The 19,977-nt window shown below is 73.7% G+C and carries 3 protein-coding genes and 2 pseudogenes; all 5 read left to right on the top strand.

Annotated features, from left to right (window positions below; genetic code table 11):
• Positions 1-419: 419 nt before the first annotated feature.
• Positions 420-509: pseudogene (locus tag AB0C46_RS09355) on the top strand (3-oxoadipate enol-lactone hydrolase); the annotation flags it as partial.
• 2,047 nt (positions 510-2,556) lie between these two features.
• A pseudogene (locus tag AB0C46_RS09350) lies at positions 2,557-3,564 on the top strand (IS110 family transposase); the annotation flags it as partial.
• A 44-nt stretch (positions 3,565-3,608) separates the two neighbouring features.
• On the top strand, positions 3,609-3,947 hold the full coding sequence (locus AB0C46_RS09345; protein WP_362827427.1) for a transposase: 339 nt from the start codon (positions 3,609-3,611) through the stop codon (positions 3,945-3,947).
• Positions 3,948-5,482: 1,535 nt separating this feature from the next.
• Entirely contained in the window at positions 5,483-5,809 is a 327-nt protein-coding gene (locus AB0C46_RS09340) for a hypothetical protein (RefSeq protein ID WP_362827035.1), read from the top strand.
• A 245-nt stretch (positions 5,810-6,054) separates the two neighbouring features.
• Positions 6,055-19,917 (top strand): SDR family NAD(P)-dependent oxidoreductase, encoded by a 13,863-nt coding sequence (locus tag AB0C46_RS09335; RefSeq protein ID WP_362827034.1) that lies wholly within the window; start codon positions 6,055-6,057, stop codon positions 19,915-19,917.
• The last annotated feature ends 60 nt before the right edge of the window (positions 19,918-19,977 follow it).

The raw sequence follows: 19,977 nt of genomic DNA, 5'->3' as shown, positions 1-19,977 counted from the left end.
AATGAACCTTCATTCACCAGCAACAACGTTGGGTAGAGCGGATGTCAGGGTTGGAGCGGCAGGCGGGCGCGAACCCTGACACCACGATCGGGCCATCAGGACTGCGTGGCAGTGACGCCCGCGTTAGTCGGTGAGATCTGAGAGCGTGAAGGGGGTGAGTGAGATATTGACACACCCTGCAAGGCCGCTTTGATGGGCCGGTAGACGCCCCGGTCCTGGTCACGAGCAAGGCACCCGCGTCCGTACCGGCGGATCATGGTGAGCTACGACGAGCCGGGTTACCCGGTCGTCCACACCATCTCCACAGCGAGGCCCTGACCTGCGCAAACCCCACCTCGGACGCGCCCGGCGGTCGCAATCCGGCAGCTCTTCCTGACCCAGGTGTCAGGATCTTGTCAGAGAGTCGGTAGCGTGGCCGGGTGAGTGAGAAGACCCTGCAGCACCGGATTGATGGTCCCGACGACGCCCCCGTACTCGTGCTGGGCGCCGCGCTCGGGACCACCTGGCACAGGTAGGCGGAGCCGTCTTCTGACGTCCACGTGGTCCGAGACGGTGCCGTTCGCGTAGACGGGGTCCTTGTGGTCCGGGCGCGTCGGTGGTGTCCGTGACACGCGTGTGACAGAACAGGCGCTGCAGAGCCCCCGCTGGCGCGTGTCAGTCGGGAGCTCTGTCGCGTGCGAGTCGGGGTTCGCCGAGTGGCCTTGGGGCCTGCCAGGGAGTGGATGCGATCGGGGTGCGGCCAGGAAGTCGATGGTCGGGTCGAGCATCGCGGATGCGCACGCCGGGCGGAGGACCCGTCGTACTGGACGGCGGGTCGAGCTCGGCCTGAATGAGGGCGTCGGACGGCGGGGCGGATGCTGAGCCGGCACATCTTCTGTACGTCATCGCCCGCCTTGACAGGAGTGCCCCAGCCGCGGCCGTCGGCGTGCAGCAGCGCCGTGAACACGCCGTCGTCGCAGCGGAAGAAGCAGGCCAAGGTCTCCTTGTCCGGGCCTGCCGGCCAGGGGCCCACCACCTCCGACAGACCCTTGGCGTGCGAGAGGGGGCTCGCGGCCCATCCGGAGCGCGACGTGGCGTCGCGCCGGAGCCACAGCAGCTCCGTCGCGCTGTGCCCGGGACGCTTGGCGATGACCAGTGCTTCGTGGGCCGCGGCGGTGTGCGGGTTGGCGAAGGCGGCGACCGGGGTCGTCACCCCGAGATCCACGGTGAGCCCCGCCGTGGCCACCACGTCCTGGATGAGTATGTCGGAGACATCGGCACAGTAGGGCGTTGCAGCGGTGTACGTGGTCGTCATGATCACTCACTCCTCGGCCACAGAGGCATACTGGTTCGCTGGGGAGGTCTTCCGGGACTTTTCGCACAGCGGGCGCCGCTCTGCGCACTGCGGCAGCCCGTCGCCGCGCGGCGAATCTCCACGACGGGCTGTGCTTTTCCGGTCTGGCGAGTTGACGAGCCGTTCCGGCCCGGGGCGGGCGGTGAAGCAGATACTTCAAGCCCTTGACGTTAGAGGCCGGGCAAGGGTCCGCGTAACGGCCCGATTTGGCCGTACGGATCCGGTCAGGTTGGCCTGGTCCATTCCTGTCCGGTCATTGCGCTTGCATCTCGGCCACATACCCGAGGGGCCACTGGCCGCGCAATCGCGGCCGCAGCGCCGGTGAATGGTTTCCGCAACACGGGGACGGCTGGCCGGGCAGCCACCAGAGGAGTACTGCACACCCCGGTCAAGACACCCTCTTCGGCCGCGCCTTTCCCCGGCACGTCCCGGGCCGCCCGGCACCACAGAATAACTACGCGACCACTGTGACCGGTGCTATGGAGGAAGTTGGCCGATGACGTGCGCCATCTCGGGGCGGGGCCTTCTCACGCCCACGGGGCCTCTTCCACTTCACCCGGGCCCGCAGTACTTGCACGCCCCCGAGCACGCCCGCCTGCCCGCCTGGTTGCCTGCCTCTGGACCCACCCCCCGGCCACCTCCGGCGGCGCCGGGCTCGGCCTGGCTGTCGCCTGCGAACTCGCTGAACGCCGCGGCGCTGTGCTGCAGGACGCCGCAAGCGACACCGGAAGCCCACTTCATCCCGCGATGGGCTGCGGCCAAGCCCTCGAACCCCACCCCCGCGACCAGACCGCTGACGGGGCGTGTGCGGGAAACTTAACGAGGTCGAGCGGTCGGAGTCGGCGTGATTGTCGGCTGGCCACGTCGACAGGCTGGCTGCGTGCCACCGCCGAGGGAGCGGAGCAGTCAGCGCGCTGGTCCGCAAGAAAACTACGTTCTGGAATCAGTGCTTCGAGCGATCGCGGGCCGTCGGGACCTGGGTATAGGGGGTGTTGTGCTGCCGTGCCGGGCTCTGGCTCGTGACATCTCGGACCGGGTGTCTTGTCCTACCTTCGCCGACCTCCAGCGTGGGAGCACTGCCACCGGACTGCTCCGGGCGTGTCTCGAGGGTATGCGTGCCGTGAACTGGGCACTGTCTCACCGCTGACCGCCCTGCCGGTCCGGTGGCGCGGACCGGCAGGCTATAGAGCAGGAGGTGCTTCCTGGCTATCCCAAGTACAAGGATGTGGCCGGTTGTTGAGGGCGAGGTCGTCCTCGGTGTCGACACGCACCGGGACGCCCATGTGGCGGCCGTGCTTTCCATGGTGGGGGTGGTCATGGACACCAGATCCTTCCCCGCCACAGCGGCGGGCTATCGCGAACTCTGGGCGTGGGCCAGTGGGCTGGGTACGGTGCGCAGGGCCGGGGTGGAAGGGTCTGGCAGCTACGGAGCGGCCCTGTCCCGCTGCCTGCTGGCACACCAGGTTGAGGTGTTCGAGGTGAACCGCCCCGATCGCTCGGTACGCCGGCGGCGGGGCAAGTCGGACGCAGTGGATGCGCAGGAGGCGGCGCGGGCGGTGCTCAGCGGTCGCGCCCACTCCCAGGCCAAGTCCGGGGATGGACCGGTGCAGTGTGCCCGTCTGTTCAAGTTAGCCAAGGACTCCGCGACCAAGGCCCGTACGCAGGCGGTCAATCAGCTCAAGGCGGTTCTGATCACCGCAGATCCCGATCTGCGTGAGCGGCTGGCCGGCCTGAGGACGCCGGCTCTCGTCCGCGTTTGCGCGCAGTTCGGCGAAGGTGAGGGTGCCGACGGTGAGAGGGACGCCGTGGCGCGGGCCACCCGCATCACGCTGTGTCTGTTGGCTCGGCGGATCGGGCAGCTGACGGGGCAGATCCGGGATCTGGAGCGGCGCCTGGCCGAGCTGTTGGAGAGCCATTTCCCGCAGTTGCTCGTCCCGGTGGGTATCGGCCCGGACAGTGCCGCCACCTTGCTGATCACGATGGGCGACAATCCGGAACGCTTGTGCAGTGAGGCGTCGTTCGCGGCGCTGTGCGGGGGCAGCCCCGTCGAGTGCTCCTCCGGCCGCCGGCGTCGCTATCGGCTCAACCGGGGTGGTGACCGGCAGGCCAATGCCGCGCTGTACCGGATCGTGCAGTCCCGGCTGCGCTGGGATGCGCGCACGCAGGTGTACTACGAGCGGCGTGTGGCGGAGGGGAAGACCCGGAGAGAGATCGTTCGCTGTCTGAAGCGGTATGTGGCGCGAGACCGGAGCAGGCGGCGCGGGCCCCCGCCGTCATGTTCCGGTTGGGTGACCGCGCTGTCGCTGGACGCGGTGCGCGAACGGCTGCGCGGCGTCGGGTGGTTCGACGCGCTGCCTGTCGGCTGGAGCTGCTGCTCGCAGATCCTGCCACCGCCCCGCACGAGGGCGGGGTGCTGGTGGTCGACGACTCCGGGGGGCCGCAAGGACGGCAGTGCGGCCGCACATGCGGGCAAGCAGCCCAGTACCTGGGCTCGGTCGGCAAGATCGACCGCGGGGTTGTGACAGTGACTACCTGCTGGGCGGACGAGCGCGTCTCCTGCCCGCTGCATGCCGTCCCCTGCACCCGCCCATCACTTCCCGCACGGGAGGAATGATCCACAGTTCCGTACGAAGCTGCCGATCGGGGCCGCTCCGGCCCGCCGGGCCGTGGAAGCGGGGGTGTCCTTCCGGACGGTGGCGGCCGACCGTGCCTACGGCGGCCACGGCAGCTTCCGCCGCGAACTGTCCGATGCCCGCCTGCCGTTCGTCATGGCCCTCCAGCGGGGCCACGGTACCTGGCAAGCACAGAGATGCCTTCCGATCCGTAGTCGCTGCCCGCGAACTGGCCTGGCGCGGCCCTGGCAGGCCCGGCGACCGGCAACCGGTCACCCGCACCTTCCACAACGGACGCACCGTCACCTGATGGGCTGCCGAAGCCCGCCTGGGCTGGCGGGGGGCGACGGAGCAATCCGGCTGGTGGTGACCACCACCGACCCCGCCGGCAGCGCAGCCGGCCCCCGCCCCCTCCGGACGACTCCGGGCTCAGCACGACGACCCGCCACCGGCGGGAAAGAGGGGGAGAGACGAAACCATCCGCTATTTGAGCAGGAGGATGAGAAAGCGGAACCCACCTTGTCGGATATCCGAACTGCGTCTGCTGTGGCAGGTACGACTGCAGTGAGCGATGTGAAGGGATGGGAAAGAAAGATCTTGCGTGACCTTAGTGCCTACGTATATGCTCAGTGCAGAGTTGATACTGACCGGAATCCCTGAGGGGGGGCCGGATGGGCCATGACTAGCCAGGGGGCTTCAACTGCTGTTGTATCGCAGTTGGGCATCGGCTGGATCCGGGGGAATGGAAAAGTAGAGTGCTGAATTCTGCTTCCGGGGCCTGCGAATGAAGTAATCAATGCCGGTGATTCCGCATGCGGTGTTCTCCCGGCATGGTGCGGACTTGGCTCGGAGTGGTTTTCGAAGGGGGAGTTTAGTATGGGGGAGCTCTTGCGTGCCGGTCTGATTCCGGTCGGCTCGGTTGACGGTCGGGGCCGGGCGGTGCAGTCGAGGCGTCCGGAACGGGCGCCGAGGGTAGCTGGTCGGCTGTCGGCGGGGGTTGCTCGCGCCGAAGCGGCATTCCGGATTCTCCAGTCCCGTGTCCCTGTCGGACCGAGCGGTCGCGGTGTCAACCCGCCCCAGTGTGCGGACGATTGTTGAGTTGCGGCGTTCGTCTGTATCCGTGGCGGTATCGGGATTCCGTTACGGCCGGGATGGCAAGGCCTGTCCGCTGAACGGTGCGGCGGGACGGCTGCATGCGGCGGAGCTCCTCAGGGGAAACCGGATGCCTCGCTGTGCCAGGTGGCAAGGGTGGCCGGGGTGTCGCTCGCGGCGGCGCCTGACATGCGACGGCCGGAGCGCGGTGAGGAACCCGGTATAGGGGAACCTGCCACTCCGGAGGATTTTGTCCTGCCCGTGAGTCCGTGCTTCGCAGGGCCGCCGTCCGAATAGGGCGCTTCCCGTCAGAGGACTCGATTTCTGGTCTGTGCCTGGAATTCCCGTGGGATCTTGCGCCTTTATTGAGGCGCCGATGATGTCAAAATCGGCCAACAATATGCCTGAAGAATGACTCTCGCATTCACTAGAGGAGTAGCCAACCATGACGCACCGATTCTCGCTTGTCCTGAACCGGGAAATAAACGATCGGGAAAAGGTCACCCTGAAGGAGGCGAGTTGCGCCGACGTCTCGTTCGTCGACGACACCCTCCCGACGAATGCTGACGTTCCCGTCACCCGAATCGACTTCGAGGACGAGGTCACGCCGACCCTCACCGAGGCCATCGAGGCCGGTTTCGAGGCCGTCAAGGCCGTTCCGGAGCTGTCCATCCCGGGCCTGAGCGTGCCCGCCCAGCCGATCGTGGCCGAGGGCGGCGAGGGCGGCGAGGGCGAGCAGGCCGCCAACGAGGCGGCCAAGGTCGCGTCCTGACGGTACGGACGTCCTCGCCCTGCGAGGACTGAAACCGACTCCTGCGCCGGGGCCGCGCAGGAACCACTGTCGGGCGCCGCGGAGAAGCGTGGCCACCGCGAGGAGCGGTCGGTCACGGCCTTCCGCGGGTTCCCGGCGGAAGCAATGTCGTGAAGAGCACGTATTCGGTGGCAGGGCTGTGTTCGTCGTGCACGCATGCAGCCACACGTTGACTCGCAGTTTCGGTACGGGGGAGCAGGTCCGGCATGGCCGACGAACAGCAGCTTCGCGATTACCTCAAGGTCGTGACTGCCAAACTGCGCAGCACTCGGACGGAGCTGCACAGGCTCAGGCACGAGCCCATCGCCGTCGTGGGCATGGGCTGCCGGTACCCCGGCGGCGTCGACGGTCCCGAGGCGCTGTGGCGGCTGGTCGCGGACGGCACCGACGCGGTCGCCGGCTTTCCCGCCGACCGTGGCTGGGACACTGCGGGGCTCTACGACTCCCCGGACCTGCCCGGCTCCACCACCCGCGAGGGCGGATTCCTGTACGAGGCGGCCGACTTCGACGCCGCGTTCTTCGGGATCAGCCCGCGCGAGGCCCTGGCGATGGACCCGCAGCAGCGACTGCTGCTGGAGACCTCCTGGGAGGCGGTGGAACGCGCCGGCATCGACCCGGCCGCGCTCCACGGCTCTCGCACCGGCGTGTTCACGGGTGTCTACTCCTCCGCCGCGGCCTACGGGAGTGGCGGGGACCTGGACTTCGCCGAGGCCACCGGCCATCTGCTGACCGGCACTGCCAACAGCGTGCTCTCCGGCCGGATCTCCTTCACGCTCGGCCTGGTCGGCCCTGCCGTGACCGTGGACACGGCCTGTTCCTCCTCGTTGGTGGCCCTGCACCTGGCGGTGCAGGCGCTGCGCACCGAGGAATGCGACCTTGCTCTGGCGGGCGGCGTGACCCTGATGTCCTCGCCGGTGCTGTTCCGGGAGTTCTCCCGGCAGCAGGGACTGGCCGCGGATGGCCGCTGCAAGCCGTTCTCGGCGGACGCCGACGGCACGGGCTGGGGCGAGGGCGCCGGCATGGTGGTCCTGGAGCGGCTGTCGGACGCGCGGCGGGCGGGGCACCCCGTCCTGGCGGTGATCCGCGGCAGCGCGGTCAACCAGGATGGTGCCTCCAACGGGCTGACCGCTCCGAACGGGCGGTCGCAGCGCGGCGTCATCCGGGACGCCCTGGACAATGCGCAGGTGAAGGCGGCCGACGTGGACGCCGTGGAGGCGCACGGGACGGGCACCCGGCTGGGCGACCCCATCGAGGCACAGGCCCTGCTGGAGACCTACGGGCAGGCGGAGGGGCGGACCGAGGACCGGCCGCTGTGGCTGGGGTCTGTGAAGTCCAACATCGGGCACACCCAGGCCGCGGCCGGCGTCGCCGGCGTCATCAAGATGGTGATGGCGTTGCGGCACGGCGTGCTGCCCCGCACCCTGCACTCCGTGCGGCCCTCGGAGCACGTCGACTGGACGGCCGGCCGGATTCGGTTGCTGCAGCAGCCGGTGGACTGGCCGCGGTGCGCGGACGACAGCCCCCGGCGGGCGGCGGTCTCGGCGTTCGGCCTCAGCGGCACCAACGCGCACCTGGTGCTGGAGGAGGCACCGGAGCCGCAGGAACCGACGACGGAGCCCGGCGAGCTGCCCGTCCCGCCCGTCCTGCCCGGGGCGACCGCCTGGGTGCTGTCCGGGCGCACGCCGCAGGCGCTGGCCGCGCAGGCCCGGAAGCTCTCCGCGTACCTCGCCGCGCACCCTCGGCCTGCGACCGCCGAGGTCGCCTGGTCGCTGGCCACGACCCGGACCGCGTTCGAGCACCGCGCCGTGGTGCTGGGCCCCGGCGTGACCGACGGCCTGGCCGCGCTGGCCGCCGGGGAGCCCGCCGCGGACGTCGTGACGGGCGAGGCCCGGGCCGAGGGCTCCGGCCGGACGGTGTTCGTCTTCCCGGGTCAGGGCGGTCAGTGGGTCGGCATGGGCCGCGAACTGGCGGAGGCGTCCCCGGTGTTCGCGGCCAGGTTGGCGGAGTGTGCCGAGGCTCTTGCTCCTTTCGTGGACTGGGAGTTGGACGATGTCCTGGCGGGTCGTCATGGTTTTGAGGCTGCGGATGTGGTGCAGCCGGCGTTGTGGGCGGTGATGGTGTCGCTGGCCGCGGTGTGGCAGGCGACCGGTGTGGTGCCGGATGCGGTGGTCGGCCATTCGCAGGGTGAGATCGCCGCCGCCGCTGTCGCGGGGATCCTGTCCCTCGAGGACGCGGCGAAGGTCGTCGCCCTGCGGAGCAGGACCCTGACGGCGCTCGCCGGGCGCGGCGGGATGCTGGCCGTCGACGGCGCGGCCGACACTGTCCGCGGCTGGCTGGAGCCGTTCGGGCAGCGCCTGTCGGTGGCGGCGGTCAACGGCCCTTCGGCCACGGTGGTCGCCGGCGATCCGGACGCGCTGCACGAGCTGGCGGCGCGGTACCACGGCGTCCGCACCCGCATCCTCCCGGTGGACTACGCCTCGCACAGCGCGCACGTCGAGGAGCTGCGCGACGGCATCACCACCGCCCTGGCGGGAATCGAGCCCCGGGAAGCATGCATCCCGATGATCTCTGCGATGAACGGGCAGTGGCTCTCCGGGCCGGAGCTCGACCCTGCCTACTGGTACGCCAGCCTGCGCGAGACCGTCGAGTTCGCCCGGGCCGTCCGCACGCTCGGCAACGACGGGTACGACACCTTCGTCGAGGTGTCCCCGCACCCCGTGCTGGCCATGGCCGTCGGCGAGGAACTGGCGGACCGCGACCCCGTGGTCGTCGGCACGCTGCGCCGCGACGACGGCGGCGCCCCCAGGCTGCTGGCCTCCCTCGGCGAGGCGTACGCGCACGGCGCGACCGTGGACTGGGCCGCAGTACTGCCCCGCGCCGAGCGAGTCGACCTGCCCACCTATGCCTTCCAGCGCAGCCGCTACTGGCCCCGCCGTGCCGAGGCCGCGTCGGCGGCCGCGGTCGCCGACGCGGAGAACACCTGGCGCTACCGCACGGCGTGGGAGCCGCTCGGCCCCACCTCCCCCGCCCTCACCGGGACGTGGCTGGTCGTCACCCGCGACGGTACCGACCCGGCCCGCCACGTCGCGGCCCTGACCGCGCACGGCGCCGAGGCCGTGGTGCTGAGCACCGAGGCGGTGGACCGCACCGCGCTCGCCGCCGACCTCACAGCACAGCTCGCCTCCGCCCTCCCCGGAGCGCCCGCGGCGCCGGCCGGTGTGCTGTCGCTGCTCGCGCTGGACACCCGGCCGCTGCCCGGCGCCCCCGCCGTTCCGCACGGCACCGCCGCCACCCTGGCCCTGGTGCAGGCGCTCGGCGACGCTGCGATCAGCGCCCCGCTCTGGGCGGTCACCCGCGGCGCTGTCTCCGCCGCTCGCGACGACGCACCGCCCACGCCGGTCCAGGCACAGATCTGGGGACTCGGCCGGGTCGCCGCGCTGGAACACCCCGACCGCTGGGGCGGACTGGTCGACCTGCCCGAGCAGTGGGACGACCGGGTCGCCGCCCGCCTCGCCGCCGTCCTCGCCGACGGCGCCGAGGACCAGGTGGCGGTCCGCCACGCCGGAGCGTTCGCCCGGCGACTGGTCCGTGCGTCGCGCACCGCCCCCGACCCGGTCGGGCCTGCCGGCACCTGGTCCCCGCGCGGCACGGTGCTCGTCACCGGCGCCACCGGCTCCATCGGCCCGCACCTGACCGCGTGGCTGGCCGGGCGCGGCGCCCCGCGCCTCGTGCTGCCCACCCGCTCCGGGCCGAGCATGGCGCTCGCGGCCCATGCCGCCGCCCTCGCCGCCGCCGGTACTGCGGTCGAAGTCATCGCCTGCGACCTCGCCGACCGCCCGTCCGTGGCCGCGCTCCTCGCCCGCACCGCCGCCACCGGGCCACGCCTGTCCACCGTGCTGCACGCGGCCAACGCCTTCCACCTCACCCGCCTCGACGACACCGACCTCGCGGGCCTGGCCGCCTCTCTGGCCGGCAAGGCGGCCGGCGCCGACCACCTCGACGAACTGGTCACCGAGGCAGACGAGTTCATCCTGTTCTCGTCGATTGCCGCCGCCTGGGGCAGCGCCGAGCACGGCGCCTACGCCGCCGCCAACGCCCACCTCGACGCGCTCGCCGAGCGGCGCAGGGCGCGCGGCGACGGCGCGCTCTCGCTCGGCTGGGGCGTGTGGGATACGCGCGACTGGGCGGCGCCGGATGCCTTCGGCCCGCACGGGCCGGCCACCATCACCGGGGACGTCCTGCGCCGCCAGGGCACTCGGTTCCTGGACCCCGGCCGCGCGCTGGATGTGCTCGGACGCGTCCTCGCCGACGGGTCCGGCGTCACCGGCCCCTACCTGGCCCTCGCCGACATGGCCTGGGCGGAATTCGCGCCGGTCTTCACCGCGGCCCGTCGAAGCGCCCTGCTGGACCGCATCCCCGAGGCCCGCCACGCCCTCGACAGCGGCGCGGCCGCCACCGGGTCGTCCGCCGTGGTCGCGGACACTGCGGACGCCCCCGCGAACGACTTCACCCGCGCCCTGGCCGACACGGCCGGCACGCCCGAACAGGAACGCCTGGCCACGGACCTGGTGCGCAGCCACGCGGCGGCCGTCCTCGGCCACCGCGACGCCGGCGACATCGCCGGCCACCGCGCCTTCCGCGACCTGGGCTTCGACTCGCTGACCGCGGTCGAGCTGCGCAAGCGGCTGGCCACGGCCACTGGTCTGCGGCTGCCGTCCACGATCGTCTTCGACCACCCCACCCCGGCCTCGCTGGGCGCCCACCTCGCCGCGACCGCCCTCGGCACCGACGCCACCACCACGCCCGCCGCGTCCGCTGCCGCGTCCGCTCCCGGCGAACCGCTCGCCATCGTCGGCATCGGCTGCCGGTTACCCGGCGGCGTCACCACCCCCGACCAGTACTGGGGCCTGCTCGCCTCCGGCGCCGACGTGATCGGGGGCCTGCCCACCGACCGCGGCTGGGACCCCGACCTCTACGACCCGGACCCCATCCGTCAGGGCAAGTCCGTGACCCACCGGGGCGGCTTCCTCCACGACGCCCCCGACTTCGATGCCGCCTTCTTCGGCATCAACCCGCGCGAGGCGCTCGCCATGGACCCCCAGCAGCGGCTGCTGCTGGAGACCTCCTGGGAGGCGCTGGAGCGCGCCGGCATCGCCCCGGAATCGCTGCGCGGCACCCCCGTCGGCGTGTTCGCCGGCGCCACCCTGACCGGCTACGGCGACGGACTGGCCGAGGACGACCCGGCCGCCGAGGGATACCTGGTCACCGGCCACTCCAGCAGCATCATCTCCGGCCGCGTCGCCTACGCCCTCGGACTGGAGGGGCCCGCCGTCACCATCGACACCGCGTGCTCCTCCGGACTGGTCGCCCTGCACCTGGCGGGCCAGGCACTGCGAGCGGGCGAGTGCGCGCTCGCCCTGGTCGGCGGCGTGATGGTGATGTCCACCCCCAGCCAGCTGGTCGGCTTCTCCCGGCAGCGCGGCCTCGCCCCGGACGGCCGCTGCAAGCCCTTCGCCGCCGGTGCCGACGGCATGGGCCTGTCCGAGGGGGCGGCGACCATCGCGGTCGAAAGGCTCTCCGACGCGCGGCGCCTCGGCCACCCCGTCCTGGCGGTCGTGCGGGGGACCGCGGTCAACCAGGACGGCGCCTCCAACGGCCTCACCGCGCCCAGTGGGCTGTCCCAGCAACGCGTGATCCGCGCCGCCCTGGAGGCCTCGGGCCTGACGCCCGGCCAGGTCGACGCGGTCGAGGCGCACGGCACCGGAACCCCCCTCGGCGACCCCGTCGAGGCCCACGCCCTGCTGGCCACCTACGGGCAGGACCGGCCTGCCGACCGGCCGCTGTGGCTCGGCTCGGCGAAGTCCAACATCGGCCACACCCAGACCGCCGCCGGCCTCGCGGGCCTCATCAAGATGGTGCTGGGGATGCGGCACGGGACGCTGCCGCGCACCCTGCACGCGGACGAGCCCTCCCGGGAGATCGACTGGGAGTCGGGCGCGGTGCGGCTGCTGACCGAACGGCGGCCGTGGACGACGCCGGAGGGCGTGCCGCGTCGCGCGGGCGTCTCCGCGTTCGGCATGAGCGGCACCAACGTGCATGTCCTCATCGAGCAGCTCCCCGAACAGGCGAACCCGCCGTACGACGACCCTGCCGCCCCTGCGGGACAGTCGCTGCTCGCCGCCGATACGGCCGTCACCGCCTGGCCGGTCACCGCCCGCGGCCGGGACGCCCTGGCCGCGCAGGCCGGCCGGCTGCACGAGTTCGCCCTCGCCCCCGACACACCGCCGCCCGGCGCCGTGGCCTTGTCGCTCGCCACCACCCGCAGCCCCTTCGACCACCGCGCCGTGGTCATCGGCACCGACCACGCCGAACTCGGCCAGGGCCTGGCCGCCCTGATGACCGGACAGAATGCCGACCACGCCCTCATCGGCGAGAGCACGGCCCGCGAGGGCCGGACGGTATTCGTCTTCCCCGGCCAGGGCAGCCAGTGGGCGGGGATGGGCCGGCAGCTGTCGGCGCAGTCACCGGTGTTCGCAGCGCGCTTCGCCGAGTGCGCGCAGGCCCTGCGGCCGTACGTCGACTGGGACCCCCACGCCGTGCTCGCCGGCGACCCGGACGCCCCCGCGCTCGACGGGGCCGCGGTGATGCAACCGGTGCTGTGGGCGGTGATGGTCTCGCTCGCCGCCGTGTGGCGGGCGGCCGGCGTCGCCCCCGACACCGTGGTCGGCCACTCCCAGGGCGAGATCGCCGCGGCGACGGTCGCCGGCGTGCTGACCCTGGAGGACGCCGCCCGGATCGTCGCCGTCCGCGCGGCGGCGCTGGCGTGGCTGGGCGTCGAGGGCGGCATGCTCTCGGTCGTGCTGCCGGTCGAGCTGGTACGGGAGTTGCTGGAACCCTTCGGCGACCGGCTCGCCGTCGCGGCGGTGAACGCGCCCGCCGCGACCGTCGTCTCCGGCGAGCCCGACGCGCTCGTCGAATTCGAACGGGTGCTGCGCCGGCGCAAGGCGATGCGCTGGCGCGTGCCGGTGACCGACTTCGTGGCGCACTCCCGGCTGTGCGAGCCGCTGGCGCAGACGCTTCCGGAGCTGCTGGCCGGCATCGAGCCGCGCCCGGGCGACATCCCGTTCTTCTCGACGGTCCACGGGCGTGTGATGGACGGCGAGGAGCTGGGGCCGCCGTACTGGTACGCCAACGTGCGGCGCACCGTCCGCTTCGGCGAGGCCGTCGAAGCCCTCGCTGCATCCGGACACCGGGCCTTTCTGGAGGTCTCCGCGCACCCGGTGCTGCTGCCCGCCGTCGAAGAGGTGCTGGCCGGGCGGACCGGCCTGACCGACCCGGTGGTGATCGACACGCTGCGCCGCGACGACGGCGGCGCCGACCGGCTGCTGCGCTCGCTCGGCACCGCGTTCGTCCATGGCCTGCCGGTCGACTGGGTCGCCGTGCTGCCCGCGTCCGCCGCCCTGCAGGCTGCCGCACGGCGTGTCGAACTGCCGACGTACGCCTTCCAGCACCGCCGCTTCTGGCCGGCCACCCGGCCCGCCCCGGCGACCCCCGCCGCGCAGGACCCGGCCGCCGACCCCACCGACGACTGGCGGTTCGTGATCGAGTGGGCCCACGCCCCCGAGCCCGCCTCCGCCCTGCTCACCGGCACCTGGCTCGTGCTCACCCCCGCCGGACACTCCGCGTACCCCTGCACCGCGGCGCTCGCCGACCGTGGCGCCCGGATAGTCATCGTCGAGCTGGACACCGCCGAGGCCGACCGCACCGGCTACGCGGAGCGCATCGCCGCCGCGCTGGACGGCGCCGAACCCGCCGGAGCGGTCTCCCTGCTGGCCCTCGACACCGGCCCGCTCGCCGCCCACCCCGCCGTGGCCCGCGGCCTCGCCGCCACCCTGGCCCTGGTCCAGGCCCTCGGCGACGCCGCCGTCGCGGCCCCGCTGTGGGTCCTGACGGCGGGCGCCGTCTCCACCGACCCCGGCGCGGGCGCCGCCGACCCGCAGCAGGCCCCCGTCTGGGCCCTGGGACGGACCGTCGCCGCCGAACACCCCGACCGCTGGGGCGGGCTGGTCGATCTGCCCACCGACCCCGCCCGGTTCGACAACCGCGCCGCCGCCCGCCTGGCCGCCGTCCTCGCCGCCCGCGACGAGAACGAGGTCGCGCTGCGCGCCGACGGCCTGCGGTTGCGACGCCTCGCCCATGCCCCGAAGCCGCCCCGCGCCGCGGACCGGCAGCCCTTGGCAGCCCGGGGCACCGTCCTCGTCACCGGCGGCACCGGCCACATCGGCGGCCACGCCGCCCGCTGGCTCGCTGCCGAGCGCGGCGCCCGCCGCATCGTCCTCACCAGCCGCTCGGGCCCCGCCGCCGCGGACACCGCGGCACTCGCCGCCGAACTCGCCGCCGCCGGCGCAGCCGTGGACGTCCTCGCCTGCGACACCGCCGACCGCCCCGCGCTCGCTACCGTGCTCGAGCGCATCGCCGCCACCGGACCGGCCCTGTCCACCGTGCTGCACGCCGCCGGCGCCCTGGACGACGGCGTTCTGGACCGCCTGGACGCCGCCCGCCTGGCCCGCACCTTCGACGGCAAGGCCGGCGGCGCCGCCCACCTCGACGAGCTCACCGCCCACCTGGAGCTCGACGCCTTCGTCCTCTGCTCCTCCATCTCCGCCACCTTCGGCAACGGCGGACAGGGCAACTACGCCGCCGCCAACGCCTACCTGGACGCGCTCGCCGAACAGCGCCGCGCCCGCGGACTGCCCGCCACCTCGCTGGCGTGGGGCCCGTGGGCGGGCGGCGGCGTCGGCCAGGCCAGCGAAGGCGCCCGCCGACGGCTCGCCCGCAACAAGTGGGAGGTCCTGATGGAGCCCGAGGACGCGGTCCGCGCCCTCGCCGTCGCCGTCGAGGACCGCGACCCGCGGCTGGCCGTGCTGTCGCTCATGGCTGTCGACTTCGCCGCGATGGCCACTGCCCGCGGCTCTGAACAGCTGCGCCGGGCCCCGCTGATGCGGGACCTGCCCGAGATCCGGGCCGCCGACGGGGCGGACGCGGCGGCCCCGGCGCCGGAGACGGCCGACGCGGACCGCCCCCTGGCCGCCCGGCTGTCGGCGATGACGTCCGCCGACGCGCAGGACCGCCTGCTCTGCGACCTGATCCGGGACGAGGCCGCCACCGTGATGGGGTACGCCTCGGCAGCGGACATCGAGCCCGGCCGCGCCTTCAGCGAACTCGGCCTCGACTCCCTCACCTCGGTCGAACTGCGCAACCGGCTCAGCACGGCCGCCGGCCTGGCGCTGCCCGCCACCCTGCTGTACGACTTCCCGGACCCGCTCGTGCTCGCCACGCACCTGCGCACCCGGCTGGTCGGCGGCGGGCCGGACACCGCCGCTGCCCCGGCCGGACCGTCGCGCGCCACCGGCGCGGACCCGCTCGCCGACCCGGTCGCGATCGTCGCCATGGGATGCCGCCTGCCCGGCGGCATCCACACCCCCGAACAGCTGTGGCAGCTGCTTGATGCCGGCCGGGACGCCATCACCGGCCTGCCCACCGACCGGGGCTGGGACCTGGCCGCCCTCTACGACCCGGACTGCGACCGGCCGGGCACCTTCTACGCCCGCGAGGGCGGATTCCTGCACGAGGCCGCCGAGTTCGACGCCGGCTTCTTCGGCATCAGCCCGCGCGAGGCGCTGGCCATGGACCCGCAGCAGCGGCTGCTGCTGGAGGTCGTCTGGGAGACCCTGGAGCGCGGCGGCATCGACCCCACCGGCCTGCGCGGCAGCCGCACCGGCGTGTTCGTCGGCGGCTTCGGCTCCGGCTACGACCACCTCACCGCCGGCGCCGCCGGGCAGGCTGGCCACCACCTGGAGGGCCAAGCCATGATCGGCACCGCCACCAGCGTGCTGTCCGGCCGCGTCTCCTACCTCCTCGGCCTGGAGGGCCCCGCATTCACCGTCGACACGGCCTGCTCCTCGTCGCTGGTCGCCCTGCACTCCGCCGCCCAGGCGCTGCGCGTCGGCGAGTGCGACCTCGCCCTGGTCGGCGGCGTCACCGTGATGCCCACTCCGCGCGACCTCGTCGGCTTTTCCCAGCAGCGCGGCCTGGCGGCCGACGGCCGGTGCAAGGCGTTCGGCACCGGGGCCGACGGCATGGGCATGGCCGAAGGGGTCGGCGTCCTCGCGGTCGAGCGGCTCTCCGACGCCCGCCGCAACGGCCACCGGGTCCTGGCACTGGTCCGTGGCAGCGCCGTCAACCAGGACGGCGCGTCCAACGGGCTCACCGCCCCCAGCGGCCCCTCCCAGCAGCGGGTCATCCGCGCCGCGCTGGCCGGCGCCGGGCTGGCACCGGCCGACGTGGACGCCGTCGAGGCGCACGGCACCGGCACCGAGCTGGGCGACCCGATCGAGGCCCAGGCCCTGCTCGCGACCTACGGGCAGGACCGGCCGGCGGACCGGCCGCTGTGGCTGGGCTCGGTCAAGTCCAACATCGGGCACACCCAGGCCGCCGCCGGCGTCGCCGGGATCATGAAGATCGTCCTGGCCCTGCGGCACGGGCAGCTGCCGCGCACGCTGCACGCCGACACGCCGTCCTCGCACGTCGACTGGTCCGCCGGCCACGTCGCCCTGCTGCACCGGCCCGTCGACTGGGCGCCGGACGGCGACCGGCCCCGACGGGCGGGCGTCTCCGGCTTCGGCGTCAGCGGCACCAACGCCCACGTCATCGTCGAGGAACCGCCTGCCCGCCCGGAACCCGCGACGACGGACGCCGGTCCAGGCCCGGTGCTGTCCAGCGGGCCGGTCGCCTGGCCGGTCGGCGCCCGGGACCCCCGCGCCCTGGCGGCCCAGGCGGGCCGGCTGCGCGAGTTCGCGCTGACCCGCCCGGACCTGCCCGTCGGCGACGTGGCCTGGTCACTGGCCACGACGCGCCCGCCGTTCGAACACCGTGCCGTGGTCCTGGGGGCGGACCACGCCGAGCTGCTGCCGGGACTCGCGGCGGTGGCCATCGGACAGTCCGCGGCCGACGTGGTCACCGGCTCCGTGGCGCCCGGCGGGACCGGCCGCACCGTGTTCGTCTTCCCCGGCCACGGCAGCCAGTGGGTCGGCATGGGCCGGGAACTGGCCGAGGTCTCACCGGTCTTCCGCGAACGGCTCGCCCAGTGCGCGGCGGCCCTGGCACCGTACGTCGACTGGGACCTTGCGGACGTCCTGGCCGGCCGGCACGACTTCCTTGCGGCCGACGTGCTCCAGCCAGCCGTGTGGGCGGTGTCGGTGTCGCTGGCGGCCGTGTGGCAGGCGGCCGGGGTGTCCCCGGACGCGGTCGTCGGCCACTCGCTGGGCGAGATCGCCGCGGCGACCGTCGCCGGGGCCCTGTCCCTGGCCGACGGCGCGAAGGTCGCCGCCCTGCGCAGCAGGGCGCTGCGGACACTGGACGGACGCGGCGGCATGCTGTCGGTCGCGGAGTCGGCCGACGTGGTGCGGGAACGGCTCACCGGATTCGAGGGACGGCTGTCGCTCGCGACGGTCAACGGCCCCCGGTCCTGCGTGGTCTCCGGCGCCCCCGACGCGCTCGACGAGTTCGCGGCCGCCTGTCCGGCGACCTGCCGGACCACACGGGTCCCGATCGCCTACGCGTCGCACAGCGCCCAGGTGGAGGAGCTGCGGGAGGAGATCCTCACCGCGCTGGCGGACATCGAGCCGCGCGCCGCCCTGGTCCCGCTGGTCTCCGCGTTCACCGGGCAGTGGCAGGCCGGCCAGGAACTGGACGCCCACTACTGGTACGCGAGCCTGCGCGGCACCGTCGAGTTCGAACAGGCCGTCCGGACCCTCGGCGAAAGCGGGCACCGCGTGTTCATCGAGGTGTCCGGACACCCGGCGCTGATCGGCGCCGTCGACGACACCCTCGGCGACACGGCGGCCGTCACCGGCACGCTGCGGCGCCAGGACGGCGGGGCCCGACGCCTGCTCACCTCGCTCGCCACCGCGTACACGGCCGGGGCGCCCGTCGACTGGGCGGCGGTGCACGGCCCCGGCACGTCCGTCGAACTGCCCACCTACGCCTTCCAGCGCAGCCGCTACTGGCCCGAACCCGCCCGCCCGGCCGCCCCCGCGGCCGACGACGCGCTGACCGGCCTGCGCTACCGGATCACCTGGACCCGCGTCGCCGACCGCCCCGAACCCCCGGCGCTGTCCGGGACCTGGCTGCTGGTCGGCGCGGCCGCCGACCCCGGCACCGCCCACCGGGTCGCCCGGGCGCTGACCGACCACGGCGCCACCGAGGTCGTCACCCTGCCGGACATCGACCGCGACGCCCTCGCCGCGCACCCGTCCATCGCCGGTGTGGTGTCCCTGCTGGCCCTGGACGAGACCCCGGACCACGACCACCCGACCATGACCCGGGGCGTCGCCGCCACGCTCGACCTCATCCAGCTCTTCGGCGCCGGCACGCCCGGTGCCCGGCTGTGGGTGCTCACCTCCGGCGCGGTCGCCACCGGACCCGGCGAGGCCGGCAGCCCGGCCCAGGCCCAGGTCTGGGGACTGGGCCGGGTCGCCGGACTCGAACACCCCGAGCACTGGGGCGGACTGATCGACCTGCCGCCCGCGGACGGCTGGGACATCCGGACCGGCACCCGGCTGGCCGCCCTGCTGTCCGGCGCCGTCGGCGAGGACCAGTCGGCCCTGCGCCCGCAGGGCGTCCTGGCCCGCCGCCTCGTGCGCGCCGCCGCGGCAACCGGCACCCCCCGCCCCGGACGCGGCACCGTGCTGGTCACCGGAGGCACCGGCGCGATCGGCGCCGAGGTCGGTCGCTGGCTCGCCGGGCGCGGGGCCGAACGCGTCGTGCTCGCCGCGGGCGAACCGCTGACCACCGACGTCGCACAGCTCGCCGCCGACGTGGCCGCCTCCGGCGCCGAACTGTCCATCGCCGCCTGCGATACCACCCAGCGCGCCGAACTCGACGGCCTGCTCCGGCAGATCACCGCCGACGGCGGCCCCGCACTGCGTGGTGTCGTGCACGCCGTCGGCGCCGGACAGGCCACCCCCGTCGCGGACACCACCGTGGCGGAGCTCGCAGTCGTCGCGGGCGCCCGGTCGGCCGGGGCCCGCTGGCTGGACGAGCTGACCGCGGACCTGGAGCTGGACGACTTCGTCCTGTTCTCCTCGGTCGCCGCGACCTGGGGCAGCACCCTGGTGCCCGGCTACGCCACGGGGAGCGCCTTCGTCGACGCCCTCGCGGAGCAGCGTCGCGCCCGCGGGCAGGTCGCCACCTCCGTCGCCTGGGGCCCCTGGGCCGGCGGCGCCCCCGCGCAATCCTCCGTCCGGCACGGCCTGGGCGTCCTGGACCCGAGGACCGCGGTGCGGGCGCTGGGCCAGGCGATGGACGGCCGCGATGCGCTCGTGACGATCGCCGACGTGGACTGGCGGACCTTCGCGCCCGCGTTCACGCTGCACCGCCCGAGCCCGCTGCTCGCCGACCTGCCGGAAGCGGCCGCCCCGGCGGCGGACCGGGCCGCCGCCGACGACGGCGCCGTCCCCGAGTTCGCCCGCACCGTCCTCACCCTGCCCGCCGCCCGCCGGCTGGCCGTGGCGACGGACCTGGTGCGCACGGAGGCCGCGCGGGTGCTGTCCCACGAGAGCACCGCCGACATCGACGCCGAACGCGCCTTTCGGGACCTGGGCTTCGACTCCCTGACGGCCATCGAACTGCGCAACCGGCTCACCGCCGCCACCGGGGTGACCCTGCCCTCCACCGTCGTCTTCGAGCACCCGACGTCGTCCGCCCTCGCCGCACACCTGCTGCGGGCCCTCGGCGTCGGCCAGGATTCCGTTCTCACGGAGCTCGACCGGCTGGACGCCTCGTTGTCGGGCCTCCTGGAACGGCTCGGCGAGGACCCCGACGGGACAGACGAGGACGACGACGCGATCGCGGCGCAGCTCGCCGCACTGACCGCGAAGTGGCAACGACTCCAGCGACATGCCGCCGGCATCGGTACCGGCACCGGCCAGGGCGTCTCCGAGCGCCTCGCCGCCGCGGACGACGACGAGGTCTTCGACCTCCTGGGCAAGGAGTTCGGCATCAAATGACCGCACCACCGACCTTGCCGCGGGCCGCCCGAGCGCTGCCCGGATCGAGCACCCACAGTC

Source organism: Streptomyces sp. NPDC048637 (assembly GCF_040650675.1).
Lineage (GTDB): Bacteria > Actinomycetota > Actinomycetes > Streptomycetales > Streptomycetaceae > Streptomyces.
Note: the sequence above shows the minus strand (reverse complement) of the source record. Positions and strands in the feature narration are given on the sequence as shown.